The organism is Pseudomonas palleroniana, assembly GCF_003031675.1.
GTDB lineage: Bacteria > Pseudomonadota > Gammaproteobacteria > Pseudomonadales > Pseudomonadaceae > Aquipseudomonas > Aquipseudomonas palleroniana.
Map to the genome: position 1 here is coordinate 131,699 of NZ_PYWX01000068.1, position 23,541 is coordinate 155,239.

Annotated in this window: 22 protein-coding genes and 1 pseudogene; 8 read left to right on the forward strand and 15 right to left on the reverse strand. The window is 61.1% G+C overall.

Annotated features, from left to right (window positions below; translation table 11 throughout):
- Positions 1 to 10: 10 nt before the first annotated feature.
- The 3 genes from C9383_RS23740 to C9383_RS23750 are packed head-to-tail and all read left to right on the forward strand — an operon-like array spanning position 11 to position 3,117.
- The gene (locus tag C9383_RS23740; RefSeq protein WP_090371021.1) at positions 11 to 1,195 is read left to right on the forward strand and encodes an acetyl-CoA C-acyltransferase; all 1,185 of its coding nucleotides are present in this window, start codon (positions 11 to 13) and stop codon (positions 1,193 to 1,195) included.
- A gap of 9 nt (positions 1,196 to 1,204) precedes the next feature.
- Positions 1,205 to 2,332, forward strand: coding sequence for an acyl-CoA dehydrogenase (locus C9383_RS23745; protein ID WP_090371023.1), 1,128 nt, complete (start codon positions 1,205 to 1,207; stop codon positions 2,330 to 2,332).
- Positions 2,333 to 2,343: 11 nt separating this feature from the next.
- Complete coding sequence (locus C9383_RS23750; protein ID WP_060753008.1) at positions 2,344 to 3,117, forward strand: enoyl-CoA hydratase; 774 nt, start codon at positions 2,344 to 2,346, stop codon at positions 3,115 to 3,117.
- A 115-nt stretch (positions 3,118 to 3,232) separates the two neighbouring features.
- On the opposite strand, the gene C9383_RS23755 is transcribed toward C9383_RS23750, so the two are convergent.
- The 12 genes from C9383_RS23755 to arnC form a co-directional block, all read right to left on the reverse strand.
- Entirely contained in the window at positions 3,233 to 4,384 is a 1,152-nt protein-coding gene (locus C9383_RS23755) for an acyl-CoA dehydrogenase family protein (RefSeq protein WP_060753009.1), read from the reverse strand.
- Positions 4,385 to 4,387: 3 nt separating this feature from the next.
- Positions 4,388 to 5,491, reverse strand: a complete 1,104-nt coding sequence (locus tag C9383_RS23760) for an enoyl-CoA hydratase/isomerase family protein (protein WP_090371025.1) — start codon at positions 5,489 to 5,491, stop codon at positions 4,388 to 4,390.
- A gap of 131 nt (positions 5,492 to 5,622) precedes the next feature.
- Entirely contained in the window at positions 5,623 to 6,333 is a 711-nt protein-coding gene (locus tag C9383_RS23765) for an HPP family protein (RefSeq protein ID WP_060753011.1), read from the reverse strand.
- Between the two features lie 164 nt (positions 6,334 to 6,497).
- Complete coding sequence (locus tag C9383_RS23770) at positions 6,498 to 6,722, reverse strand: type VI secretion system contractile sheath small subunit (RefSeq protein WP_413037837.1); 225 nt, start codon at positions 6,720 to 6,722, stop codon at positions 6,498 to 6,500.
- A gap of 278 nt (positions 6,723 to 7,000) precedes the next feature.
- The gene (locus tag C9383_RS23775) at positions 7,001 to 8,623 is read right to left on the reverse strand and encodes an ArnT family glycosyltransferase (RefSeq protein ID WP_090371029.1); all 1,623 of its coding nucleotides are present in this window, start codon (positions 8,621 to 8,623) and stop codon (positions 7,001 to 7,003) included.
- 3 nt (positions 8,624 to 8,626) lie between these two features.
- Positions 8,627 to 10,006: a UDP-glucose dehydrogenase family protein gene (locus C9383_RS23780; protein WP_090371031.1), complete on the reverse strand. Its 1,380-nt coding sequence runs from the start codon at positions 10,004 to 10,006 to the stop codon at positions 8,627 to 8,629.
- Positions 10,003 to 10,416, reverse strand: a complete 414-nt coding sequence (gene arnF, locus C9383_RS23785) for a 4-amino-4-deoxy-L-arabinose-phosphoundecaprenol flippase subunit ArnF (protein WP_090371033.1) — start codon at positions 10,414 to 10,416, stop codon at positions 10,003 to 10,005. The genes C9383_RS23780 and arnF overlap by 4 nt, the downstream gene beginning before the upstream one ends.
- On the reverse strand, positions 10,413 to 10,760 hold the full coding sequence (gene arnE / locus C9383_RS23790; RefSeq protein WP_090371035.1) for a 4-amino-4-deoxy-L-arabinose-phosphoundecaprenol flippase subunit ArnE: 348 nt from the start codon (positions 10,758 to 10,760) through the stop codon (positions 10,413 to 10,415). Before arnE ends, arnF begins: the two co-directional genes overlap by 4 nt.
- Positions 10,757 to 12,412, reverse strand: a complete 1,656-nt coding sequence (gene arnT / locus C9383_RS23795) for a lipid IV(A) 4-amino-4-deoxy-L-arabinosyltransferase (protein ID WP_090371037.1) — start codon at positions 12,410 to 12,412, stop codon at positions 10,757 to 10,759. Before arnT ends, arnE begins: the two co-directional genes overlap by 4 nt.
- On the reverse strand, positions 12,409 to 13,293 hold the full coding sequence (gene arnD, locus C9383_RS23800) for a 4-deoxy-4-formamido-L-arabinose-phosphoundecaprenol deformylase (RefSeq protein ID WP_090371039.1): 885 nt from the start codon (positions 13,291 to 13,293) through the stop codon (positions 12,409 to 12,411). Before arnD ends, arnT begins: the two co-directional genes overlap by 4 nt.
- Positions 13,293 to 15,284, reverse strand: coding sequence for a bifunctional UDP-4-amino-4-deoxy-L-arabinose formyltransferase/UDP-glucuronic acid oxidase ArnA (arnA, locus tag C9383_RS23805; protein ID WP_090371041.1), 1,992 nt, complete (start codon positions 15,282 to 15,284; stop codon positions 13,293 to 13,295). The genes arnD and arnA overlap by 1 nt, the downstream gene beginning before the upstream one ends.
- Positions 15,281 to 16,315, reverse strand: coding sequence for an undecaprenyl-phosphate 4-deoxy-4-formamido-L-arabinose transferase (gene arnC, locus C9383_RS23810; RefSeq protein WP_060753019.1), 1,035 nt, complete (start codon positions 16,313 to 16,315; stop codon positions 15,281 to 15,283). Before arnC ends, arnA begins: the two co-directional genes overlap by 4 nt.
- Positions 16,316 to 16,755: 440 nt before the next feature.
- On the opposite strand from arnC, the gene C9383_RS23815 reads away from it, so the two are divergent.
- Entirely contained in the window at positions 16,756 to 17,571 is an 816-nt protein-coding gene (locus C9383_RS23815; RefSeq protein ID WP_090371043.1) for a M949_RS01915 family surface polysaccharide biosynthesis protein, read from the forward strand.
- A 114-nt stretch (positions 17,572 to 17,685) separates the two neighbouring features.
- A complete protein-coding gene (locus C9383_RS23820) occupies positions 17,686 to 18,600 on the forward strand; it encodes a site-specific integrase (protein WP_060753021.1) in 915 nt (304 codons plus the stop codon).
- Between the two features lie 24 nt (positions 18,601 to 18,624).
- On the opposite strand, the gene C9383_RS23825 is transcribed toward C9383_RS23820, so the two are convergent.
- On the reverse strand, positions 18,625 to 18,888 hold the full coding sequence (locus C9383_RS23825; protein ID WP_090371046.1) for a DUF2790 domain-containing protein: 264 nt from the start codon (positions 18,886 to 18,888) through the stop codon (positions 18,625 to 18,627).
- 110 nt (positions 18,889 to 18,998) lie between these two features.
- Entirely contained in the window at positions 18,999 to 20,201 is a 1,203-nt protein-coding gene (locus tag C9383_RS23830; RefSeq protein WP_060753023.1) for a multidrug effflux MFS transporter, read from the reverse strand.
- Positions 20,202 to 20,337: 136 nt separating this feature from the next.
- Here C9383_RS23830 and C9383_RS28740 point away from each other — a divergent pair.
- Positions 20,338 to 21,093 (forward strand): annotated as a pseudogene (locus C9383_RS28740) (HAMP domain-containing protein); the annotation flags it as partial.
- A 132-nt stretch (positions 21,094 to 21,225) separates the two neighbouring features.
- On the forward strand, positions 21,226 to 21,951 hold the full coding sequence (locus tag C9383_RS28745; protein WP_412458295.1) for a methyl-accepting chemotaxis protein: 726 nt from the start codon (positions 21,226 to 21,228) through the stop codon (positions 21,949 to 21,951).
- A gap of 57 nt (positions 21,952 to 22,008) precedes the next feature.
- Here the strand turns inward: C9383_RS28745 and C9383_RS23840 are convergent, their stop codons facing one another.
- Complete coding sequence (locus tag C9383_RS23840; RefSeq protein ID WP_090371050.1) at positions 22,009 to 22,482, reverse strand: tautomerase family protein; 474 nt, start codon at positions 22,480 to 22,482, stop codon at positions 22,009 to 22,011.
- A 40-nt stretch (positions 22,483 to 22,522) separates the two neighbouring features.
- Here C9383_RS23840 and C9383_RS23845 point away from each other — a divergent pair, with 40 nt between their 5' ends.
- The gene (locus C9383_RS23845) at positions 22,523 to 23,536 is read left to right on the forward strand and encodes a GlxA family transcriptional regulator (protein ID WP_428842288.1); all 1,014 of its coding nucleotides are present in this window, start codon (positions 22,523 to 22,525) and stop codon (positions 23,534 to 23,536) included.
- Positions 23,537 to 23,541 lie beyond the last annotated feature (5 nt).

Consider the following 23,541-nt stretch of genomic DNA (forward strand, 5'->3'; position numbering starts at 1 on the left):
GAGTATTCCCATGACTGATCCGATCGTCATCGTCAGCGCCGTACGCACGCCCATGGGCGGTTTCCAGGGCGACCTCAAGGGCCTGACCGCGCCCCAACTGGGCAGCGCCGCCATTCGTGCCGCCGTCGAACGTGCCGGTATTGCCGGCGATGCAGTGGATGAAGTGCTGTTCGGCTGCGTGCTGCCGGCCGGCCTCGGCCAGGCACCTGCACGCCAGGCCGCGCTGGGCGCGGGGTTGGACAAGGCCACCCGCTGTACGACCCTCAACAAAATGTGCGGTTCGGGGATGGAGGCCGCCATTCTCGCCCACGATGCGCTGGTGGCCGGCAGCGTCGATGTGGTGATCGCCGGGGGCATGGAAAGCATGTCCAACGCGCCGTATCTGCTGGACCGTGCGCGCAGTGGCTACCGCATGGGGCATGGCAAGGTACTCGACCACATGTTCCTCGACGGCCTCGAAGACGCGTATGACAAAGGCCGCCTGATGGGCACCTTTGCCGAGGATTGCGCCGAGCACAACGGCTTTACCCGTGAAGCCCAGGACGCCTTCGCCATCGCCTCGCTGACGCGTGCCCAGGACGCGATCACCCGGGGCAGTTTCAGCGCCGAGATCGTGCCGGTGCAGGTCACCGTAGGCAAAGAACAGAAAACCGTCCTGCACGATGAACAACCGCCCAAAGCCAAGCTGGACAAGATCACCAGCTTGAAACCGGCGTTTCGCGACGGCGGCACGGTGACGGCGGCCAACTCCAGCTCGATTTCCGACGGCGCGGCAGCCTTGCTGATGATGCGCCAATCCGAAGCGCGCAAGCGTGGCCTCAAGCCACTGGCGGTGATTCACGGGCATGCTGCGTTCGCCGATGAGCCGGGTCTGTTCCCGGTCGCGCCGGTGGGGGCAATCCGCAAGCTGATGAGCAAGACCGGTTGGAGCCTGAATGATGTTGACCTGTTCGAGATCAACGAAGCTTTTGCGGTGGTCAGCCTGATTACCATGGCCAAACTGGAAATCCCCCACAGCAAGGTCAACATCCACGGCGGCGCCTGCGCCCTGGGCCATCCGATCGGTGCCTCCGGTGCGCGGATCCTGGTGACCCTGCTCTCGGCCTTGCGCCAGAACGGGCTCAAGCGCGGTGTTGCCGCCATCTGCATCGGCGGTGGTGAAGCCACGGCCATGGCCGTCGAATGCCTGGATTAAGGACGCTATATGCTGCCCAATGAAGAACAAGTGCAAATCAGTGATGCGGCCCGGCAATTTGCCCAGGAACGCTTGAAGCCGTTTGCCGCCGAGTGGGACCGCGACCACCGCTTTCCCAAGGAGGCCATCGGCGAAATGGCCGAGCTGGGCTTTTTCGGCATGCTGGTGCCGGAGCAGTGGGGCGGTTGCGACACCGGCTACCTGGCCTATGCCATGGCCCTGGAAGAAATCGCCGCCGGTGACGGTGCCTGCTCGACCATCATGAGCGTGCACAACTCGGTGGGTTGCGTGCCGATCCTCAAGTTCGGCAATGACCAGCAGAAAGAGCAGTTCCTCAAGCCCCTGGCCAGCGGTGCCATGCTGGGTGCCTTCGCATTGACCGAGCCCCAGGCCGGCTCCGACGCCAGCAGCCTGAAAACCCGTGCCCGCCTTGAAGGCGATCACTATGTGCTGAACGGTTGCAAGCAGTTCATCACCTCCGGGCAGAACGCCGGCATCGTGATCGTGTTTGCGGTTACCGACCCGGCCGCCGGCAAGCGCGGGATCAGCGCGTTCATCGTGCCGACCGACTCACCGGGCTACACGGTGGCGCGGGTCGAAGACAAACTCGGCCAGCATGCCTCCGACACCTGCCAGATCCTGTTCGAAGACGTGAAGGTGCCGGTGGGCAATCGCCTGGGTGAGGAGGGCGAGGGCTACAAGATCGCCCTGGCCAACCTCGAAGGTGGCCGCGTGGGTATCGCCTCGCAATCGGTGGGCATGGCCCGCGCCGCGTTTGAGGCGGCCCGCGACTATGCGCGTGAACGTGAAAGCTTTGGCAAAGCGCTGATCGAGCATCAGGCCGTGGCGTTCCGCCTGGCCGATATGGCCACGCAAATCGCCGTGGCCCGGCAGATGGTGCATTACGCCGCCGCTCTGCGCGACAGCGGCAAGCCGGCGCTGGTGGAAGCGTCGATGGCCAAGCTGTTCGCTTCGGAAATGGCCGAAAAAGTCTGCTCGGCCGCCTTGCAAACCTTGGGCGGTTACGGTTACCTGAGCGACTTCCCCCTGGAGCGGATCTACCGCGATGTGCGGGTCTGCCAGATTTATGAAGGCACCAGCGATATTCAACGCATGGTCATCTCACGCAATCTTTAAGGAGCCGATACATGACTTACGAAACCGTCTTGCTCGAAATCCAGGGCCGCGTCGGGCTGATTACCCTCAATCGCCCGCAAGCCCTGAATGCCTTGAATGCGCAACTGGTCAGCGAACTGAACCACGCGCTGGACCGCCTGGAAGCCGACCCGCAGATCGGTTGCATCGTGTTGACCGGCTCGAAAAAAGCCTTTGCCGCCGGCGCCGACATCAAGGAAATGGCCGAGCTGACCTACCCGCAGATCTACCTGGACGATCTGTTCAGCGACAGTGACCGCGTGGCCAACCGGCGTAAGCCGATCATCGCTGCGGTCAACGGCTTCGCCCTCGGCGGGGGCTGTGAGCTGGCGTTGATGTGCGACTTTATCCTCGCCGGTGACGGCGCCAAGTTCGGCCAGCCGGAAATCAACCTCGGCGTACTGCCCGGCATGGGCGGCACCCAGCGCCTGACGCGGGCCGTGGGTAAGGCCAAGGCCATGGAAATGTGCCTGACCGGGCGCTTTATCGATGCGGTGGAAGCGGAGCGTTGCGGGATCGTGGCGCGTATCGTGCCGGCCGATGAACTGCTGGACGAAGCACTGAAAGTCGCCACGCTGATTGCCGGCAAATCCGTGCCGATCAGCATGATGGTCAAGGAAAGTGTGAACCGTGCGTTTGAAGTGAGCCTGTCCGAAGGCGTGCGCTTCGAGCGCCGGGTGTTCCATGCGGCGTTCGCGACGCAGGATCAGAAGGAAGGCATGGCCGCATTCGTCGGCAAACGCACTCCAGAGTTCAAAGACCAGTAACTAACGTGTGGGAGGGGGCTTGCTCCCGATTGCAGTGTCTCAGTCGAAATATCTGTGACTGATGCACTGCAATCGGGAGCAAGCCCCCTCCCACATTTCGTTACCCGGTTGTCATTCAGAACGGGTAGTGCTTGAGTTCACGCGCAATGACCATGCGCTGAATCTCACTGGTGCCTTCATAAATCTGCGTGATCCGCGCATCCCGGTAGTACCGTTCCACCGGGTAATCTTCCAGGTAGCCATACCCGCCATGTATCTGCATGGCCGAGGAGCAGACCTTTTCGGCCATTTCCGAGGCGAACAGTTTGGCTTGTGAAGCTTCCGACAGGCACGGCTTGCCGGCACTGCGCAGACGCGCAGCGTGCAGGATCAGCAAGCGCGCGGCATTGAGTTGGGTCTGCATATCCGCCAACAGGTTGGCCACGCTCTGGTGCTCGATGATCGCCTGGTTGAATTGCACCCGATCGCGGGCGTAGGCCAGCGCCGCCTCAAACGCGGCACGGGCGATGCCCAGGGCTTGAGCGGCAATGCCGATGCGCCCGCCTTCGAGGTTGGACAGGGCAATGGCCAGGCCCTTGCCGCGCTCACCCAGCAGGTTGGCCTCGGGCACGCTGCACTGGTTGAGCGTCACGGCGCAGGTGTCCGAGGCGCGAATACCCATCTTGTGTTCGGTGCGGTCGACTACAAAGCCGGCGGTGTCGGTGGGCACCAGGAACGCAGAAATACCTTTCTTGCCCAGCTCCGGGTCGGTGACGGCAAACACAATGGCCAACTGGGCGCGCTTGCCGTTGCTGACGAACTGCTTGGCGCCGCTGATCACCCATTGGCCGTCCCGCAGTTCGGCACGGGTGCGCAGGTTATGGGCTTCGGAACCGGCCTGGGGTTCGGTCAGGCAGAAGCAGCCAATCGCCTGGCCGCTGGCCAGGGCCGGCAGCCAGGTTTCTTTTTGCGCTGGTGTACCGAAGTTGAGGATTGGCCCGCAACCCACTGAATTATGGATGCTCATCAGTGCACCCGTAGCGCCATCGCCGGCGGAGATTTCCTCCACCGCCAAGGCGTAGGCGACGTAGTCCACATAGGTGCCGCCCCATTCTTCCGGGACTACCATGCCCAGCAGGCCCAGTTCGCCCATTTTCGCCACGAGCGCGTCGTCGATCCAGCCGGCTTTCTCCCATGCCTGGGCGTGAGGGGCGATTTCGCCCCGGGCAAAGTCACGCGCCATGTCTCGGATCATTACTTGTTCTTCTGTGTATTCAAGATCTTGCATGGCTTATTTCGCAACCTGCGCAAAGTGGTGGAAGAAGCTCTCGACATGGCGGCTGTCCAGGTCGTCGAGCGTTGGCGGGTTCCAGCGAGGCGTCTTGTCTTTATCGATGATCAGGGCGCGCACGCCCTCGATCAGGTCACCTCGTTCGAACCACTGCCGGTCCAGGTGCAGCTCCAGCGCAAAGCACTGTTCCAGCGGCAGGTGACGGCCACGGCGCAGCATCTGCAGGGTGACGGCCATGGCCAGGGGCGAACGGGTTTGCATCAGGTTGGCCGTGGTCAGTGCCCACTCGCGGCTGTTGGCGACGGTCACGGCCTGCAGTTGCTCGACCATGCTGGGCACGTCCGGCAACGCGAAGAAATGGTCAATGGCTGGGCGCAAGGTCGCCAAGGGTGGATCGGGCAATTGTTGCACCGCGAGCCTGGCGAGTACGCCTTGCAGGTCTTTGAGCGGGGAGTCATGCCATTGCAGATGATCGAGCTTCTGGTCGAGTTCGGCCAGATGGGCGCTGTCGAGGTGCCAGTCGGCCAAGCCGCAATACAGGGCGTCGGCCGCCCGAATCTGGACCCCGGTGACGCCGAGGTAAATCCCCAGTTCACCGGGAATGCGCGACAGGAAATAGCTACCGCCCACGTCCGGGAAGTAACCGATGGCCACTTCGGGCATCGCCAGACGGCTGCGCTCGGTGACCACGCGCAGATCCGCGCCTTGCACCAGGCCCATGCCGCCGCCCAGAACAAAGCCATCCATCAACGCGAGTACGGGTTTGCGGTAGTGGTGGACAGCCAGGTCGAGGGCGTATTCCTCGACGAAGAAGTCTTGGTGCAGGGTGTCGCCGTTCTTGAAGCTGTCATACAGCGAGCGGATATCGCCCCCGGCGCAGAAGGCTTTCTCGCCGGCCCCACGCAGTACGACGGCAAACACCTGCGGGTCATCGGCCCAGGCCTGCAACTGCGCCGTCAGGCGCCGCACCATGTTGAGGGTAATCGCGTTCAAGCCTGCGGGGCGATTGAGCGTAAGGTGACCGATATGGTTGCGAACTTCGGCCAATACCTCATCCTGGAGGTCCTCGGCGCTGCATGCTTGGGATGAAACCTGAGCAGTCATCTCTAACTCCCTGCTTTTATTGTTCTTTATCACGACATTCGCGGGCGAACTGTCTCGCGATCGTACCAGTGCAAATTTGCCCAGTACAACCCGGAATCGTGCAGGTCGTTTTTGCATTTATGCAGGGGCGTTCACACCGCGCGATGGGCGAGGACTTCACCGATACTGCGCCGGCGTGCATGGCTCTGCGCCGCGTGGATCAGTTGTTCAAGCTCGCTCGGTTCCACATCGTAAAACTGCTCCATTTCGGCCAAGGCCAGTTTCAAGTCAGCCGCAGTGATCATCGGATCGACAACGCGGGCAGGGCTGCTCACCGGCGCTATGGGGGACTCGACCAGCCCCTTGGGATAACGCGTACGGGTGGCGTTGTTGTAGACCAATGCCGCAGTCAACAGTGCGCCCGCGCCGAGCATGACCGGCGCCAACGCCTGCCAGCCCAGGGCGATGGAGGCCGGGTCGGCCAGAACCAGGGTCATCGCCAGGCCACCGGCGGGCGGGTGCAGGCAGCGCAGCCAGCAGATCAGGATAACGGTCATGCCTGCGGCAAGGCAGGCGCTGCCCAACGTACGCCCCAATACGCGGGCCACCAGCAGCGCAACGACTGCGGCGCACAAGTAACTGCCGATAATTGACCATGGCTGGGCCAGCGCACCCGAAGACACCGCAAACAACAGCACGGCGGAGGCCCCCAGCGGGCCTAGCAGATGCAGGGCGACTTCCATGCCGAATACCTGGGCGCACACCCAGACACTGAGCATGGTGCCCAAGGCCATGCCGATGGCGGCACGGCTCCATTCAGCGGGACGGGTATTGATTGCAGCAGGTAACCAACGAGCGAGCATTTAAAAAGGTCCGTAAACAGCGGGCGAAAAAAAAGGCCTGCCGGGTTTCCCGGAAAAGCCTTTGTAACGTTCCAACATCTGGGGGAGGAACCTGTGCAGTCTGCCCAGCTTGATGCAATGATGCCAATGCATATTAATGAGGGTTGAGTGCAGAAAAAATGCAGTTAAAGTCCCTCGTCGTATCGAATCAAACCCACTTTGTGCGCCGCTGAGGTACTCGCGTCACCCAGCACGCGGCAGTAGGTCTCCTCGTTGAACAAGCGCTTTTGCAGACCCTCCCGTAGCGCCAGGTCATTGGCCAGCGGTCCTTTCAACGCCACCAACGCGTCGCGCAGCTCCATCAATCGGTCCAGCCTCGGCACCGGTATAGGCAGTAGATTCTCTCGCACGGCATTGTCCTCTCAATGAAGTAGCCAACCGTCTGTTGGGTGGCCTACAGCGTCCTTGTTGTTATGCAGGGTGCTCCAACCCATATGCCTGAACGACGGGGGTGGTAGATAGTTAACGCACTTGGCAAGCGAGTCTACATAGGGGATCCAGCCGCCGGAAGGGACGGTGCCGCAGCCGTTACGCAAAGCACCGTAGGTGTTTTCTTGGTGGGCATGATGAAAAACGCCCACTCGTTATGGAGTGGGCGTTGTTTCTTACGGGGCCTATGGAAACGTCATTAAGGCGTCGACGTTTTCTCCAGGTGCAGCAGCACATAGGGGTTCTTGTCGAACGACCCGGTGAGGGTCGGCGTGATCGAACGCAGGCGCGGCTCCGTCAAACTTTCGAAGTCTGCCTGGCTCATCACCAGCCAGGCTGGGGCCTGGATCAGGTTCAGTTCGGCAGGCGACTGGGTAAACAACGGCACCTTGTCGCAATCGAAGTTGACCATGAACTTGATGGCTTTGGCGTCTTTGCCCAGACCATGCAGTACCACCGGGGCGGGTTGCTGCAAGATCCGGGTCTTGACCGCCACGCTGAAGGTCCGCGTGTCGTACAGCGAGCGTTCCAAGGGTTCGACCACCACAATGTAGGTCGCCCAAATAGCCAACACCGCCGCCAGCGCCGGGCCGAACGCTCGCAGACGAGCCTTGGCCAACGCTAGTAGTGCCAACACCTGGAGCACGCCCAGCAGCGCAAACATCGCGCCCAGGCTCTCCAGCTCCGCCGGGTAACGCTTGCGCGCAGCCACCAGGCCAATGATTAACAGTGTCGGCAACAGCGTCCAGATGCCCAGCATCAAACCGCGTAACCAGGCGAAAAGTCGCCCTTGAGTCACTTGAAACGGGTATGCAGCGATAATGGCGGCCATCGGCAACATCGGCAGGATGTAGCGTGCTTTTTTGGCTTGAGGCACCGACAGCCCCACCATCACCAGCAAACCTGCCGCCGCGCAGTACAGCACCAGTTTCAGCGCCGGGTCCGGAGCGCGACGGCCACCGGCCGCGATGGCCACCAACACCAGGAGCGCCACCGGGTAGGCCAAGGCGTAGTTGCCCATGGAACTGGTGAAGTAATACAGCACACCGCTGGAGCCTTCGGTGCCATCCATACGGCCGAGGAACTGCATGCGAATGACATCTTGCATGAACACTTCGCCGCCACTGAGCTTGGCCAGCAGCAACAGCAGCCCCACACAGGCGCCCAGCAGCGCCAGTGCCAACAAGCCAAAGCTGAACAGTTGCCGCCATTGGCGGTTGATCAGGTAATAGCTGCACAGCACGCCGGTCGGGATCACCAGGCCGATCGGCCCGCGGATGGCAAAGCCGAGAATCAGCAGCAGAAACAGCCAATGCAGGCGTTTCGCCGCGCCGAAATGATCATGCGCATAGCCCAGGTAGAACACCGCCAGTGCGACCGCGGCGAGCATCTGGTCCAGGGAAACCGCACGGGTTTCGCTGATAAACGTACTGCTGAGCAGCAACATCGCGATGCTCAGCACCCCCCAGCGCGGGGAGTAGGGCGCTGTCAGGCGAAACACCAGGATGACGATAACGGCCGAGGCGACCGCCGTCGGCAACCACGCGGTGAAGCTGTTGACCTGGCCCAGCGGCACGGACAACAGCCAGGTCAGCAGGGTCGAGGTCGCCAGGTAGTCGGCATAGGGCTGGCCGTACGTCGTGGGGAAAAAGCTCGGCCCGTGGCGCAGCATCTCCTGGGCAAACAGCACAAAGCGCGAGTCAAACCCGATGATCGCCTGGTGCCAATTGCCGACGATGAACAGCACCAGGGCCAGGAGCCCAAGCCCCAGCGACTGATAACGGATCGTTGCATTCTGCAGGGGCGGCTGAGCTTTGTTCACGTATCAGCCTTCCTTGGCCTGTGGCGTCCAGTTTTGCTGGGGGATCGGCAATTCGCAGGAGTCACCCCGGCCCATCGGGAAATACTTGAAGCCTTTGCGCGCCAGGCGCTCACCGTCGTACAGGTTGCGACCGTCGAAAATCACCGGGTTTTTCAGGCGCTGCTGGATCAGTTCGAAGTCCGGCGCCTTGAATTGCTGCCACTCGGTGCAGATGATCAGCGCGTCGGCGCCGCTCAAGGCCGATTCCGGAGTGCCCAGCAGGGCCAGGCGTGGCTCGTCGCCATAAATACGCTGGGTTTCCTGCATGGCTTCCGGGTCGAACGCACGGACATTGGCGCCGGCGGCCCACAGTGCTTCCATCAGTACGCGGCTTGGCGCGTCGCGCATGTCGTCGGTGTTGGGCTTGAACGCCAGGCCCCACAACGCGAAGGTCTTGCCTTTCAGCTCACCCTTGAAGAAAGCGTTGATGCGTTCGAACAGCTTGCTCTTCTGGCGCTGGTTGATGGCTTCCACGGCTTCGAGCAGGTCGCTGGAGCAGTTGGCTTCCTTGGCGCTGTGGATCAGGGCGCGCATATCTTTGGGGAAGCACGAGCCGCCGTAGCCGCAGCCCGGGTAGATGAAGTGGTAACCAATGCGCGAGTCGGCACCAATGCCCAGGCGCACCGCTTCGATGTCGGCACCCAGGTGTTCGGCCAGTTCGGCGATCTGGTTGATGAAGCTGATTTTGGTGGCCAACATGCAGTTGGCGGCGTACTTGGTCAGTTCGGCGCTGCGCAGGTCCATGAAGATGATGCGGTCGTGGTTGCGGTTGAACGGCGCGTACAGGTCGCGCATCACTTCACGCACTTCTTCGCGCTCGCAGCCGATGATGATGCGGTCCGGGCGGCGGCAGTCGGCAACGGCCGTACCTTCCTTGAGGAATTCCGGGTTGGAGACGATATCGAACGCCAGGTTGCGGCCGGCAGCCTGCAGGTTTTTCTCGATATGGGCACGCAGCGTGTCACCGGTGCCGACGGGAACGGTGGACTTTTCCACCAGGATCACCGGTTCCACCCGGTGGCGGGACACCGCATCACCGACCGACAGTACGTATTTCAAGTCGGCGGAGCCGTCTTCGTCCGAAGGCGTGCCTACCGCGATAAACAGCACTTCACCGTGTTCAACGGCGAGCTTTTCATCATAGGTAAAGTGCAGGCGTCCGCTTTCCAGGTTTTCCTTGACCATGGCCGCCAGGCCCGGTTCAAAGATCGTCACGTGACCTTTCTGGAGTGATTCGACCTTGCTCTTGTCAACGTCCATGCAGATGACATCGTGACCGACTTCGGCCAACACGGTGGCTTGCACCAGACCGACGTAACCACTACCAAATACACTGATTTTCATGGGGCATTCCTGGGACTAATACTGCTAGCACGACGAGAGTTAATAACCAGTACACCGAGGATGACCAGCGCCACCCCCAGGGTTTTTGAAAGCGAAAAATGTTCGTTGAACACCGGCAGGCTGGCGGCCAACAGGTACACCAGCGCATAGCTGATGCTGAGCAACGAATAGGCGCGGCCCAGGGGCAGGTCTTTGAGTGCCCCCAGCCAACAGAGCATCGACAGCGCATAGGCAATGATCGCCAGGATCACCACGCCCAAGGCGCCAAGATCGATAGCATTCTGGTTGAAGGCCGTCAGCCATTCGGTGGGCAGCGGCAGGCGTGTCATGCTCCAGCGCATGCCCAACTGGGCGGCGCTGACCAGGCCGACACTGCCCAGGGCCAGGGCAAAACCACGCGTCCGGCTCATACCTGGCGCCCCAGCAACACCACGCCGGCGATGACCAAGGCGACACCCAGCCAGTGACGGCCATCGATATGTTCGTGAAAGACAAAGTGCGCCATCAGCGTAACCAGTACGAAGTTCAGGCTGAGCATGGGGTAGGCAATACCGACTTCCAGGCGTTGCAGCACCAGCAGCCACACCAGCAGGCCCAGGCCCAGGCAAAACAGCGCCGACCACAACCATGCTGAACGCAGTTTCGGTGCCCAGCCCTGCGGCTGGTCGCGCCAGCTTTCGACGGCAAACTTTTGCGAGACCTGGCCCATACACGTGAGCAGGCAAGCGCTCAGCAATAGCAGCAGCGTGATCATTGCGTGACCTGAGGGAAGATCATGATCACGATGTTGCCTTGCTCGTAGCGCTTGCCGTCTTTGGGCAGCAGCTCGACTTCAGCGACTTCGTCTTCACCCTTGACCCGCATCACCACACCCACGGCGCCTTGCTTGCGCGCATCGCTCATCCATTGCTGGACTTGGGTGGGGTCGATCTTGCGGTAGGCCGTGTCCGGGTAGGCCAGGCCGTACTTCACTTCACCCACGGTGTTGTAAAGGGTGATTTCCGGGCGTGCCACGCGCCAGGACAAGGCCGACGCGGCGCCCAGGTCATTGCTCAGCAACGCGGTGGTTGGTTGCAGTTCCTGCAAGTGATCGATGATGAACTGGTCCGGCGTCTTGTTATACACCACTGAATGCGGCAACGCGGCCGGGACCAGGGCCACCAGCAGCCAACTGCCGACGACGGGCGCCGCCCACAGCGTCAACGGCCGTGCAGCTTGCAGCAGGTTGGCGACGATCCAACCGAACAGGAAGGTAAACACCAGCACCAGGCTGAGGGTTTCCTGCCCGGGTTCGTAGATCGGCTTCTTCAACTGGAACCAGCTGATCGCCAGCAAGGCGAGGACGCCGATCACCAGGTTCAACCCACCGTTGATGCGCAATGCACGCGCCTTGCCCTGGCTGAGCTTGTCGCTCAGGGTCGAGCCCATCAGCAGGGCCAGCGGCAACAGGCACGGCATGATGTAGGACGGCAGCTTGCCCTTGGCCAGGCTGAAGAATGCCAGGGGCATCAACAGCCACAGCAACAGGAACGCCGTTTTCGGCAGGCGCTTGTCCACCCAGGCCTGTTTGACGGTAGAGGGCAGCAGGGCGACCCACGGCAGCGAGAACGCCACCATCAACGGCAGGTAGTACCAGAAGGGTTCGGCATGCTGCGCATCTTCACCGGCAAACCGCTGGATGTGTTCGTGCCAGAAAAAGAAATTCCAGTAGTCCGGCTCTTGCAGGTGCACGGCCAGGGCCCATGGCACGCTGACGGCGATCGCCACGACCACGGCGACGATGCCGTAACCCACCAGTTCACCCAGGCGTTTTTGCCAGATGGCGTAGGGCAGGGCGATCAGCACCGGCAGCAGCCATGCCAGGAAACCCTTGGTCATGAAACCCATGCCGCAGGCAAAACCGAGCAGGGCCCAGGACCACAAACGGCCACGGCGTGTGGTGCTGTCGAAGCAGAACCAGAGGGCAACGCCCGTCAGGTTGACCCAGAAGGTGAACTGCGGGTCCAGGTTGGCATAGCCGCCGAGCAGCGCCACGCTGACGAAGCTCATGTACAGCACGCTGCTGATCAGGCTCTTTTGCGGGTCGTTCCACAGCCGGCGAGAGACCAGATACACCAGCAGGATGCTCAGCCCGGTGCTCAAGGCCGAGGCAAAGCGCACGCCGAACAGGTTCTGCCCGAAAATCGCCTGGCCCAGCGCGATCATCCAGTAACCGGCGGCGGGTTTTTCGAAGTAGCGAATGCCCATGAAATGCGGCGAGGCCCATTTGCCGGTCAGCAACATTTCCTGGCTGATCTGCGCATAGCGGGTTTCATCGGGAATCCACAGGCCGTGAGTGGCCAGCGGTAACAGGTAAAACACGCCAAACGCCAACAGGAGCAGGGGCAATGCCCAGCGCCGGATCATGCCTGCTGCACTCCGAGCCAGCCTTCTCGGCCGCTCAACGCACCACGCACCAGTTGTTGCTGGGGCAGGGTGGTCACATCCGCGGGCAACAGGTCGCCCAGGGGTTTGAAGTCGATGCCGCGCTGCCCGGCTTGGGCGAGCAACTGGCGGAAATCATCAGCCATCAGAATCCCTTCTACTTCTGCGTGGATCGTGTAGACGTTCAGTTTCGACGAGGAAAACCTGTCGAGAATGAAGTTGTTGAACTCTTTGGCAGCCACTACCGGCCCGACGACTTCGTCGAAGGTCGGCAGGTCTACCGGAATTTGTGGGGTGCCCGCGCTGCCATCGGCCAACGTCGGTCGAAACAGGCTGGTGCCCCGGCAATCACTGTTGTAGCGGAAATTGAAAGCTTGTTTGGCCTGCACCACGCGTTCATCGGCACGCCAGCCGGCGGCCGCTGAACAATCGACGCGCTCGCCCAGGATGTCACTCAGGGTATCGACGCCACGGCGGATCTGTTCGACCAGCTGTGCATCGCTCCAACGCCCGGTGTTGGCCTGCCAGCCGTGGTGATCCCACGCGTGCAGGCCGACTTCATGGCCGGCGGCCTTGGCCTGGCGCATCAAGTGCCCCAGGTCACGCCCGATCGGCTTGCCCGGCCAGGCGGTGCCGGCGAGCAAGATATCCCAGCCGTACAGCCCGGCCGCATTGGAACGCAGCATCTTCCACAGGAATTGCGGACGGATGAGGCGCCACAAGTGGCGCCCCATGTTGTCCGGCCCAACGCTGAAGAAGAACGTCGCTTTTATCCCGGCTTCATCCAGGGACTCGAGCAGCCGCGGCACACCTTCACGGGTGCCACGGTAGGTGTCGACGTCGATGCGAAGACCTGCCTGCATTACTTCTTGTCCGCGATTTCGAGCATGGCTTCTTTCAGGAAGAAGTCCAGGGTGTTACCGATGGTTTCGCTCATCTCTACGGTCGGCTCCCAGTTCAGCAGGCGCTTGGCGTTTTCGATGCTTGGCTTGCGGTGTGCCACGTCCTGGTAACCAGTGCCGTAGAACGCCTTGCTCTCTACGTCGCGGAAACCGGCGAACGGAGGGAAGTTGCTGCGCAGCGGGTGAGCTTCGAACTGACGCAGCAGCTCTTCGCCCAACTGACGGATGCTGGCTTCGTTTTCCGGGTTGCCGATGTTGACGATCTGGCCGTCGCACACACCGTTTTCGTTATCAATGATGCGTGCCAAGGCTTCGATACCGTCGGCGATGTCAGTGAAGCAACGCTTCTGCTCGCCACCGTCGAACAGACGGATTGGAGTACCTTCCACCAAGTTCAGGATCAGCTGGGTGATGGCACGGGAGCTGCCGATACGGGCCGAATCCAGACGGTCCAGGCGCGGGCCCATCCAGTTGAACGGACGGAACAGGGTGAATTTCAGGCCTTTGTCGCCGTAGGCCCAGATCACGCGGTCCAGCAGTTGCTTGGAAACCGAGTAGATCCAGCGCTGCTTGTTGACAGGGCCCACCACCAGGTTGGAGGTGTCTTCGTCGAAGTACTGGTCCTGGCACATGCCATAGACTTCGGAGGTCGACGGGAAGATCACGCGCTTGTTGTACTTGACGCAGTAGCGAACCAGTTTCAGGTTCTCTTCGAAGTCCAGTTCGAATACGCGCAGCGGGTTGCGGGTGTATTCGATTGGCGTGGCGATGGCCACCAGCGGCAAGACCACGTCGCACTTCTTGATGTGGTACTCGATCCACTCGGTGTGGATGCTGATATCGCCTTCCACGTAGTGGAAGTTCGGGTGGCTGCGCAGGCGCTCGATGGCGTCGGAGCCGATGTCCAGGCCGTAGATTTCGTAACGGTCGTCACGCAGCAGGCGCTCGGACAGGTGGTTACCGATGAAACCGTTCACACCCAGGATCAGGACACGGGTACGACGTGGCTTGCGGCCGGACTCGGCGCCGCGCAGTACCGAACCATCCACCAGACCCAGCGCATCCGCCAGTGCCGGGCCGGCCAGGAACAAGCCGTCGGCGTTACGCTGACCGAACTTGACCACCAGGGAGTCTTCACCGCAGGCGATACGCAGCGGGTTGACGCTGATCACGCGGCCCGGCGCCAGGCCTTCGTTGCCCTTGAGCACTTCGGCCTGCCAAACGATCAGTTTGTGCTCGCCCACGGCGCAGAAAGCACCCGGGTAAGGTTGAGTGACGGCGCGAACCAGGTTGAACAGCTCTTCAGCCGGTTTTTTCCAGTCCAGCTTGCCATCGGCGGCGGTACGGCGGCCGAAGTAGGTGGCTTGGCTTTCGTCCTGGGCGGTTTCAGCCAGCTTGCCTTGAGCCAGTTGCGGCAGCGCATCACGCAGCAGGTTGGTAGCGGCGTCACGCAGCTTGGCGTGCAGGGTCAGGCCAGTATCTGTGCGGTCGATGATGACTTTCTGCTGGGCCAGGATCGCGCCGGCATCGGCGCGCTTGACCATGCGGTGCAGGGTCACGCCGGTTTCGGTTTCGCCGTTTACCAGCACCCAGTTCGCCGGAGCGCGGCCACGATATTTAGGCAGCAGGGAGCCGTGCAGGTTGAACGCACCTTTTTTGGCGGTGGCCAGCAGGGCTTCGCTCAGCAGGTTGCGGTAGTAGAAGGAAAAGATGAAATCCGGGTTCAGCTTGGCGATGCGCTCGATCCACAGCGGGTGGTTGGCGTCTTCCGGCGCATGTACCGGGATGCCATTGCGCGCGCAGAGCTGGGCGACGGAACCGTAGAAGTTGTTTTCCTTGGGATCGTCGGCATGGGTGAACACGGCAGCAATGTCGTAGCCGGCGGCCAGCAGGGCTTCAATGCCTGCACAGCCAATATCGTGATAAGCAAAGACAACAGCTTTTGAATTCATGACGAAACCTGATCGGAAGGAGAAGTGGAAGTGTGAGAAGTTGCCAGGCCGTCGACCACGACGACCGGAGCCGGTGCTGCGGGCTGGTTGCGCAACACCTTTTCTATAAAGAAGCGTGGACGGGCACGCACGTCACTGTACATGCGACCCAGGTACTCACCCAAGAGGCCCATGCCGATGAATTGACCGCCGGTGAACACGAACAGCACGGCAAACAGCACGAACATGCCTGAGCCGGCCCATTCGGCGCCGAAGACCAGGCGCAGGAAGACCAATGCAAAGGCGAACAGCATGCCCAGTGCCGCCAGGCTGAAGCCGACGATGGACAGCAGGCGCAGCGGGGTGGTGGTCATGCAGGTCAGCAGGTCGAACATCAGGCTGATCAAGCGCATGGCGCTGTATTTCGACTCACCGTGCTCGCGCTCGGCGTGGTGCACCAGGATTTCCGTGGTGTGGCGGGCAAAGCCGTTGGCCAGGATCGGGATGAAGGTGCTGCGTTCGCGGCAGGCCAGCATCGCGTCGACGATGGTGCGGCGATAGGCGCGCAGCATGCAGCCGTAGTCGGTCATGGCCACGCCGGTGGAGCGCTGCACGGCCAGGTTGATCAGGCGCGAAGGCCAGCGGCGGAAGGCCGAGTCCTGGCGGTTGTTGCGCACGGTCGCAACCACGTCGTAGCCGAGGGCGGCCTGCTCCACCAAGCGCGGGATTTCTTCCGGCGGGTTCTGCAGGTCGGCGTCGAGGGTAATCACCACGTCGCCACGGCACTGCTCAAAACCGGCCATGATCGCGGCATGCTGGCCGTAGTTGCGGTTGAGGATCACCGCCACTACGTTGCTGCCGTCTTCGGCGGCGGCGTCTTCCAGCAACTGGGCCGAACTGTCACGGCTACCGTCATCCACCAGGATGATTTCGTATTTGTAGGCCAGTTGCTTGCAAGCTGCCGTCGTACGACGCAGCAATTCAGGCAGGCTGTCTTCTTCGTTGTAGACCGGGATAACGATCGACACGAGATCAATAGGGTAGGGTTTCAAAGATTCAAGACCTCGGGGCTAGAGCAATTGAAGCGTGAAAACAGCAGTAATCCGGGCTGATGGACAGCGTGCAGATTAAACGTAGCGTGGGGTTGCGGCGTTCATTTGACATTCCTGGGGACGGTCGCGAGTTTCTTCCATGGGCCAGCAGAGTAAAGACGAAATATAGGAAAGATCAACAGCTTAGTTGGGAAAAACGCGGTTCGTTCTGAAGTCATACGCCCAAGGTTAAGCGGAAAAATGTGCAACGAATATGAAAGGCATATGAAAAACTCGTTTTTTTCACAAATAGACAGCCAGGGTTCAGCTAAGTAGCTGACGCGCCAAGGGATAGATTTCCTACGCAGTCACCTGGCGATTTTAACCCCACATTCAACAATCTTCTCTGCATTAGCCCTCAAGTGCCGGTAAAGTAAGCCATCTCTTGCCTGGATACTCGGATGAACAGCGTGCAGCTTTTTCGCGGCCAGTTGCGGCCAGCCTTGATAGGGTCGTTGATGGGGTTATTGCTCAGCGTGGCCGGTGCTACAACTGTGTATGCCGACGACGGTGTGACGCTGACCACGATCGACCAGGTGCCGGAAGGCGTCGAGGTGCGCGGCAAGCAGGTCGCGGCCTACACCTGGGCCGACCGCCAGGGCAAGAACCTGCTGGTACTCGCCGAGCAGGTCAGCGAGCGGGACGACGATGGCACCCAGTCGGCTTTTGTCTATGCCGCCCAGTATTTGCTGGATGGCGAACATCCCAAACGCGTCTGGATGCTCTACGACGATGTACAGCATTGTGAGTTCGATGCCGCGCTGCGTTTTGACCGGGCCGCCACCAAAGTCACCGACCTGGCGGGAGATGGCATCACCCAGGCCACGGTCGGCTACTCGCGCACCTGCACCAGCGACGTCAGCCCGCGTGAGTTCAAGCTGATCATGCATGTGGGGAAAGCGCAGAAGTACCGCCTGCGCGGCGTCGATCGTGTGGGCGCAAGCTGGTGGGACGAGGAAGCCGGTGCGTTGCGTGGCATGCCGTTGCCCAAGGATTGCAGCGTCGCCGCGCAACAGGCGCTGGTGAGTCAGTACCAGGAGCAGGGCACTGAACTGCCGTTGCCGGGCTGTTATGGCGATGAGAAGGACTTCGCCAAGGCGCCGGACAGCTACCTGGCGTTCATGCGCCAGCATTGGTTTGCCCTGATGCAGGCGCAGGACGCGGATTGGGGCCAGTCACAGTCCCAGGCCCAAGACCCGGTCGAGGACGATCAATAGCCGTGATTTTGTGCCAGGGCTGGTCCTGCGTTAGACTCGGCCTTCGCCAATTCACTAAATACACCTATTAATCAACGAGTTGATAGGTGTATTTAATCCAAAGGCTAAACTGTTTTGACTGAGACTATCCGCAACCCGCTGACCCTCTACCTCACCCGCCTGGCACCCTCCAGCCAATTGACCATGCGTTACGTGCTGCAGGATGCCGCCGACCGCCTCGGTTTCGAAGACATCAACCTCGAAGAGATCGACTGGCACCTGCTGCAACCGGAACACGTGATCGCCCTGATTGCAGCCTTGCGCGAGGACGGCTATGCGCCGAACACCTCGTCGCTGTATGTGAACGCCGTGCGTGGCGTGATGAACGAAGCCTGGCGCATGAGCCTGATCAGCCAGGACCATCTGCTCAAGATGCGCTCGGTCAAGGCCGCCTCCGGCACGCGCCTGGGGCAGGGGCGCAACCTGCGCCGCACGTTGATCCGCGAACTCATGGAAGTCTGCGCCGCCGACCCGCGCCCTCAGGGCCTGCGCGACGCTGCCGTCATCGGCATTCTGTATGGCTCAGGCATGCGCAAGTCGGAATCGGTCAACCTGGATCTGGCGCAGGTCAACTTCGAGGAACGCAGTTTGCGCGTGACCGGCAAGGGTCATAAAGAACTCCTCAAGTACGCGCCACAGTGGGCCTTCGCCAAGTTGCAGGCGTGGCTGGCGTTTCGTCGCGAGCAACTCAAAGAGGGGGAAGAGGACGATACCTTTTTATTCAACCGCATCCGCCGGGGCAGCCATATCACCCGGGAGCGTATTACCAAGCATGCGATCTATTACATCGCCCGTCAGCGCGGCGAGCAGGTGGGCGTGAAGATCATGCCCCATGATTTCAGGCGTTCGTTCATCACCCGTGTGATTGAAGAACATGACCTGTCGATCGCCCAGAAACTGGCGCACCACACCAATATCCAGACCACGGCCAGTTATGACGTGCGCGACGACAATGAGCGGCGGCGCGCGGTGGATCGTTTCGATCTGTAGATAAACTCAGATCTGTAGAAGAGCTCAGCTGTGGGGGCAGGCGTCACCGACACGGATGTAGTCCAGTTCATGGCGCACACCCTGGCTATCGACGTAGATCACATGCCCCTTGACCGGCCCGCAGGCGGTAGCCGCTGCGCGGGTGCTGCGCACGGCCTTGGCGATATCCAGGTCTTGCGCGTAATCGTCGGCCTGGTTGACCGGCGTATTGACGCCTGGGCCGGGGTCACCCTGGGCGGCGGCGAGGGTGCTGAACAGGCTCAGCACGGCAATCAGCAAGTAACGCATGGCGACCTCCAACCCCAGCGGGAGTGGTTTGACGAGGTTGCCATTCTATAAAGCCCGGCCGCAGGGGCTGAACGGATTCCGGCCAATAGCGGTTATCAGTGAAAACGATGTCAGGACCGCGCAGTCACCAGGTGCGGCGGCAGACGGCGCAAGGTCCACAGGGTGACGAGCAGCGCAGCCAGTGCGCACAGTGCGATGCCCACCAGCATCGGCGCAGGCGTGTGATCGGCAAACACACCGACCAGGGCCATGCACACTGCCCCGGTGATCATCTGGATGGCGCCCAGCAAGGCTGACGCGGAGCCCGCTACCGCGCCATGATCCTCAAGGGACAGTACCCCGGCCGCCGGCAACAGCAGGCCGAGGAAACCGAAGCCGATAAACAGCAGGCTCATCATTATGGCCAGGTGACTGCTCCATGTTGTGGTCACCGCGAGCAGACCCAACACGCTGGCGACGGCGATCACTGACCCGCGAATCAGCCGCGCCAACCCATAACGCGCACTCAGGCGCGCAGTGAGTTGGCTCATGGCAAAGAACGACGCGGCATTGAGCGCAAAGCACAGGCTGAATTGGGTGGGTGTCAGGCCGAAATACTCGATGTACACGAACGGTGCACTGCCGATGAACACGAAGAAGGTGGCCAGGCCAAAGCCACTGACCAACGACAACCCGATGAACACCGGATCGCGCAATAACGCCCCATAGCTGCCGATGGCATTGCCCAGCGTCTTGCCCAGGCGGCGTTCGGCCGGATGGGTTTCGGGCAGTTGCAGCCGCGTCATCACCAGGCACAACACCGACACGACGGCCAGCACGGCAAACACCTCGCGCCAACTCCAGATCGAGATCACCAGGCTGCCGGCCAGTGGCGCCAGGATCGGCGAAACACTCATGACCAGCATCAACAACGCCATCAAGCGTGCGGCTTCATGGCCGGTATACAGGTCACGCACTATCGCCCGGGGAATCACCATCCCGGCGCACGCGCCGAAGGCTTGCAGCGCACGAAAGCCAATCAGCACTTCGATAGTGGGGGCCAGCGCACAGCCGACACTGGCCACGGCAAAAATCGCCAGCCCTGCATAAATCGGCGGCTTGCGCCCGAATACATCGCTGATCGGCCCGTAGAACAACTGGCACACGCCGATGATGACGAAGAATACGGTCAGGCTCATCTGCACCGCCGCCGGCGAGGCATGCAGGCTGGCACCCAGCGTCGGCAACGCCGGCAGGTAGCTGTCGATAGCGAACGGGCCGATGGCCGTGATCAACCCCAGCAACACGGCGAGGCGGGCAATACTACGGGACATGTGCAGTTCCAGGCGAAGCAAAGGCCGGCCAGCTTAAGGGATTCGTGCAGATCCGCAAACTTGGTCTTCACTGACGACAAAGGCTGCCGATAACGTGGTTAGCGATATTAAAGCCGTGGGCTATGGGGATATCAGCATGACGATCAAATTGCGCTTGGTGCTATTGATTGCGACCGGACTGCTCACTGCGTTGATCATGAGCCTGGCCAGTTACCTGGGGAATACCCGGATGGCCGCGGCCGTGCAGGACAACGAGATGAGCATGACGGTGCTGCGTAACCACATGGAAGCCGACATGATGCACGACGCCCTGCGCGCCGACGTGTTGTCGGCCATGCTGGTGGGCTTGGGGAAAAGCACCAGCACCGCGGCCGAAGTCAATGCGTCGATCAAAGAGCATGCCGAACACTTTCGGCAAGTGTTGAGCGACAACCTCAAGTTGCCGTTGGACGATGCGCTCAGGGTTAATCTGGAAAAAATCAAACCTACCCTGGACACCTACATCAGCGCGGGAGAGCGCATAGTGGCGCTGGCCTTGGACAACCCCGAGGCCGCACGCGGGGAACTGGCGACCTTCAATAGCATCTTCAGCCAGCTTGAAGATCAGATGGCGACGCTGAGCGAGCAGATTGAAACCAACACCCAGCAAACCAGCGTCGGCACGCAGCAGACCATCCATAACGCCAACCTCACCCTGGCGGTCGTGCTGATCGCCAGCCTGTTGCTGTTATTGGCCCAGGGCCGCTGGGTCGCGTTGAGTATCATGGCGCCCTTGCGTGCTGCCAGCCGCATTGCCGCAAGCATTGCTCAAGGCAACTTGAGCGAGCCGATCGTCGAACCCCAGCGCAAGGACGAAGCCAGCTCATTGATCCGCAGCCTGGCGATCATGCAGCGCGACTTGCGCGGCATGATCGAAGTGGTGCGTAGCAACGCTCACGGCGTCAACGGTATGAGCGAGCAACTGAGCCAGGGTTGCCACGAAGTGGCCGACAGCAGCCAGCAACAAAGCTCCGCCGCCAGCACCATGGCGGCCGCTGCGAGTGAAATGACCGCCAGCATCGAGGAAATCACCCGGCATTCCGAGCGTGCCTTGAGCATGGCCAATCAGGCGCAGAGCCTGGCCAAGGACGGTGGGCAGGTGATTCACCAGGTGGTGACTGACATGGACGGTATTGCACGCTCCGCGCAGCAGTCGGCGCAAGTGATCCGTACGCTGGATAAAGACTCCGAAGCGATCTACAGCATCATCCAAGTGATCAAGGGTATTGCCGACCAGACCAACCTGCTGGCCCTGAACGCCGCCATTGAAGCCGCCCGGGCGGGAGAGCAAGGGCGTGGTTTTGCGGTGGTCGCCGATGAAGTGCGCAGCCTCGCCGGGCGCACCAGCGCGTCCACCCAGGAAATCGCCAGCATGGTCGGGCGAATCCAGCAAAGCACCCGCGAAGCGGTGATGAGCATGGAGGAGGGGGTTGCCCAGGTGGATAAAGGCATGGCCGTGACCGCCGATGTGGAGCGGGCGATCCGAGAGATCCTGCAGGCGACGCTGAACACCACTGAATTGGTGACGGATATTTCCCGCACCATCAGTGAACAGAGCCTGGCCAGCAATGAAATTGCTCATCAGGTGGAGATGATCGCCGGCATGTCGCAAAACAACAGCCGGGTCATCGGTGAAACCGCCTCGACGACAGACGAGTTGTCGAGCCTGGCGGGTAAGCTGTCGCAGTCGGTGGACCGGTTTCAGCTGTAAGGCAGGCCCGGTTCTTCAAGGAAAACGCCCGGCATCGCCGGGCGTTTTCTTGCCTGCTCAGCTGGGTAACAGCGTGCCGGCGGCGTCTGCCACAACCTCCTGGCGTGCATACCCGGCTACCCTGATGAAATCCGCCAGATGCCAGATATCGCCGTTAGCGGCCCAGGTTCCATCCATCACGTCACTTATCACGATGGATGTCATCAGCACAGGATCGCGCGCGCCCAGGCAGCCGGCAATTGCCTTATGCAGGGCTGCGGCGTAGTGAGCCCGGCGTCCCGCATCCAATTCTCCGGCAGGAGCCAGTACCTGTATGTGGCAGGGCACAACTTGGTCAAAGTTGCTCTGGCCGCCGCATAGCCAGTGTGCAGCAGGCACCTCATCAAGCATGACCCAGGACAGCAGCCGCTGACGAGGGTCACTGCCGAGCCCGGTGGCTTCTACCGCTGCGCAGTCAACAGCGGCCAGAAGCTGTTGAAGGGTGTTTGCACTCAACACATTGGCGGGCAACTTAATCGTGATATTTGGCATACAGAGATGTTCCGGATGAGAGGGACGCCATTGAAACGTTATGCACCTTGAGATGAAATTGGCCGATCAGACATCTTTCGTGCAGAATCGGCCAATGCACGATTTTATTGTTGTTGTCCCCCCTGGCGCGTTTGCCTCCAGTGTCACCTTGACCCTGGACATACTTTCCACTGCCGCAAAGTTGGCACCCCGGTTGGGTCTGCCGGCGCCACGCTGGATGGTCTGCTCGACGGCAGGAGGGCGCGTTTCATTAGGGGCAGGTCTGAGCCTGCTCACGCAGCGTTTGGTACTCCCGTCTGATGGGCGAGCCTGTTGGATTCTGCCTGGATTGGATGTTGATGATCCGGTCGCGCTGAAGTCGAGCTTATTGCAGCCCGAGATGGCGCCGATACTGACCGCCTTGAGTCAGCATGTGGCCGCTGGCGGGACGGTTGCAGCGTCATGTTCTGCCGTATTTCTTTTGCACGCAGCGGGGCTGACAGACGGCAAGACGCTGACGACCACCTGGTGGCTGGCCGCCACATTGCGCCAACGGGTTGCAGGTCGCTGCAATGTCGACCCGGACCGGATGGTGATTGAGGACGCCCCGCTGGTGACTGCGGGAGCCGCGTTGGGGCACACCGATTTATTGATGCACTTGATCGGCCAACGTTTCGGGCCGGAACTGGTCGCGGCGGTGGCCAAGGCTTTGCTTTTAAATCAGCGCCAACTGCAATCACCCTTTATGGTGCCGGCGTTGATGGCCCAAGGTGAACTGGTTGCTGAGTTGATCGCTCATATCGAGGCGTCGCTGCCAACTCCGATGAGTGTGGATGCTCTGGCACAAACGATGCGAATGAGCACACGAACGCTCTCCAGGCAAGTATCCAAGGCGACAGGACGGGGGCCGTTGCACTTGATTCGAACAGTCCAGTTGAATAGGGCGCGAGCGCTCCTGGAGAGTAGTCGCTGTTCGGTGGAGTCTGTGGCCGGGCAAGTGGGGTTCAGCGACCCAACCGCTTTGCGCCGCCTCTTGAAGAAATACCTGAATGCCACTCCGAGGCAACTGAGGTAGGCCGC

Bases quoted from the DNA above. Each gene is read 5' to 3' on its own strand.
- arnD (WP_090371039.1), bottom strand. From the start codon at position 13,293: ATGCAGGCAGGTCTTCGCATCGACGTCGACACCTACCGTGGCACCCGT.
- C9383_RS23740 (WP_090371021.1), top strand. From the start codon at position 11: ATGACTGATCCGATCGTCATCGTCAGCGCCGTACGCACGCCCATGGGC.
- C9383_RS23755 (WP_060753009.1), bottom strand. From the start codon at position 4,384: ATGCAAGATCTTGAATACACAGAAGAACAAGTAATGATCCGAGACATG.
- C9383_RS23765 (WP_060753011.1), bottom strand. From the start codon at position 6,333: ATGCTCGCTCGTTGGTTACCTGCTGCAATCAATACCCGTCCCGCTGAA.
- C9383_RS23830 (WP_060753023.1), bottom strand. From the start codon at position 20,201: ATGTCCCGTAGTATTGCCCGCCTCGCCGTGTTGCTGGGGTTGATCACG.
- C9383_RS23845 (WP_428842288.1), top strand. From the start codon at position 22,523: ATGCACCTTGAGATGAAATTGGCCGATCAGACATCTTTCGTGCAGAAT.
- C9383_RS23760 (WP_090371025.1), bottom strand. From the start codon at position 5,491: ATGACTGCTCAGGTTTCATCCCAAGCATGCAGCGCCGAGGACCTCCAG.
- arnT (WP_090371037.1), bottom strand. From the start codon at position 12,412: ATGATCCGGCGCTGGGCATTGCCCCTGCTCCTGTTGGCGTTTGGCGTG.
- C9383_RS23780 (WP_090371031.1), bottom strand. From the start codon at position 10,006: ATGAAAATCAGTGTATTTGGTAGTGGTTACGTCGGTCTGGTGCAAGCC.
- arnE (WP_090371035.1), bottom strand. From the start codon at position 10,760: ATGATCACGCTGCTGCTATTGCTGAGCGCTTGCCTGCTCACGTGTATG.
- arnA (WP_090371041.1), bottom strand. From the start codon at position 15,284: ATGAATTCAAAAGCTGTTGTCTTTGCTTATCACGATATTGGCTGTGCA.
- C9383_RS23840 (WP_090371050.1), bottom strand. From the start codon at position 22,482: ATGCCAAATATCACGATTAAGTTGCCCGCCAATGTGTTGAGTGCAAAC.
- C9383_RS28745 (WP_412458295.1), top strand. From the start codon at position 21,226: ATGGCGGCCGCTGCGAGTGAAATGACCGCCAGCATCGAGGAAATCACC.
- arnF (WP_090371033.1), bottom strand. From the start codon at position 10,416: ATGAGCCGGACGCGTGGTTTTGCCCTGGCCCTGGGCAGTGTCGGCCTG.
- C9383_RS23825 (WP_090371046.1), bottom strand. From the start codon at position 18,888: ATGCGTTACTTGCTGATTGCCGTGCTGAGCCTGTTCAGCACCCTCGCC.
- C9383_RS23750 (WP_060753008.1), top strand. From the start codon at position 2,344: ATGACTTACGAAACCGTCTTGCTCGAAATCCAGGGCCGCGTCGGGCTG.
- C9383_RS23815 (WP_090371043.1), top strand. From the start codon at position 16,756: ATGAACAGCGTGCAGCTTTTTCGCGGCCAGTTGCGGCCAGCCTTGATA.
- C9383_RS23745 (WP_090371023.1), top strand. From the start codon at position 1,205: ATGCTGCCCAATGAAGAACAAGTGCAAATCAGTGATGCGGCCCGGCAA.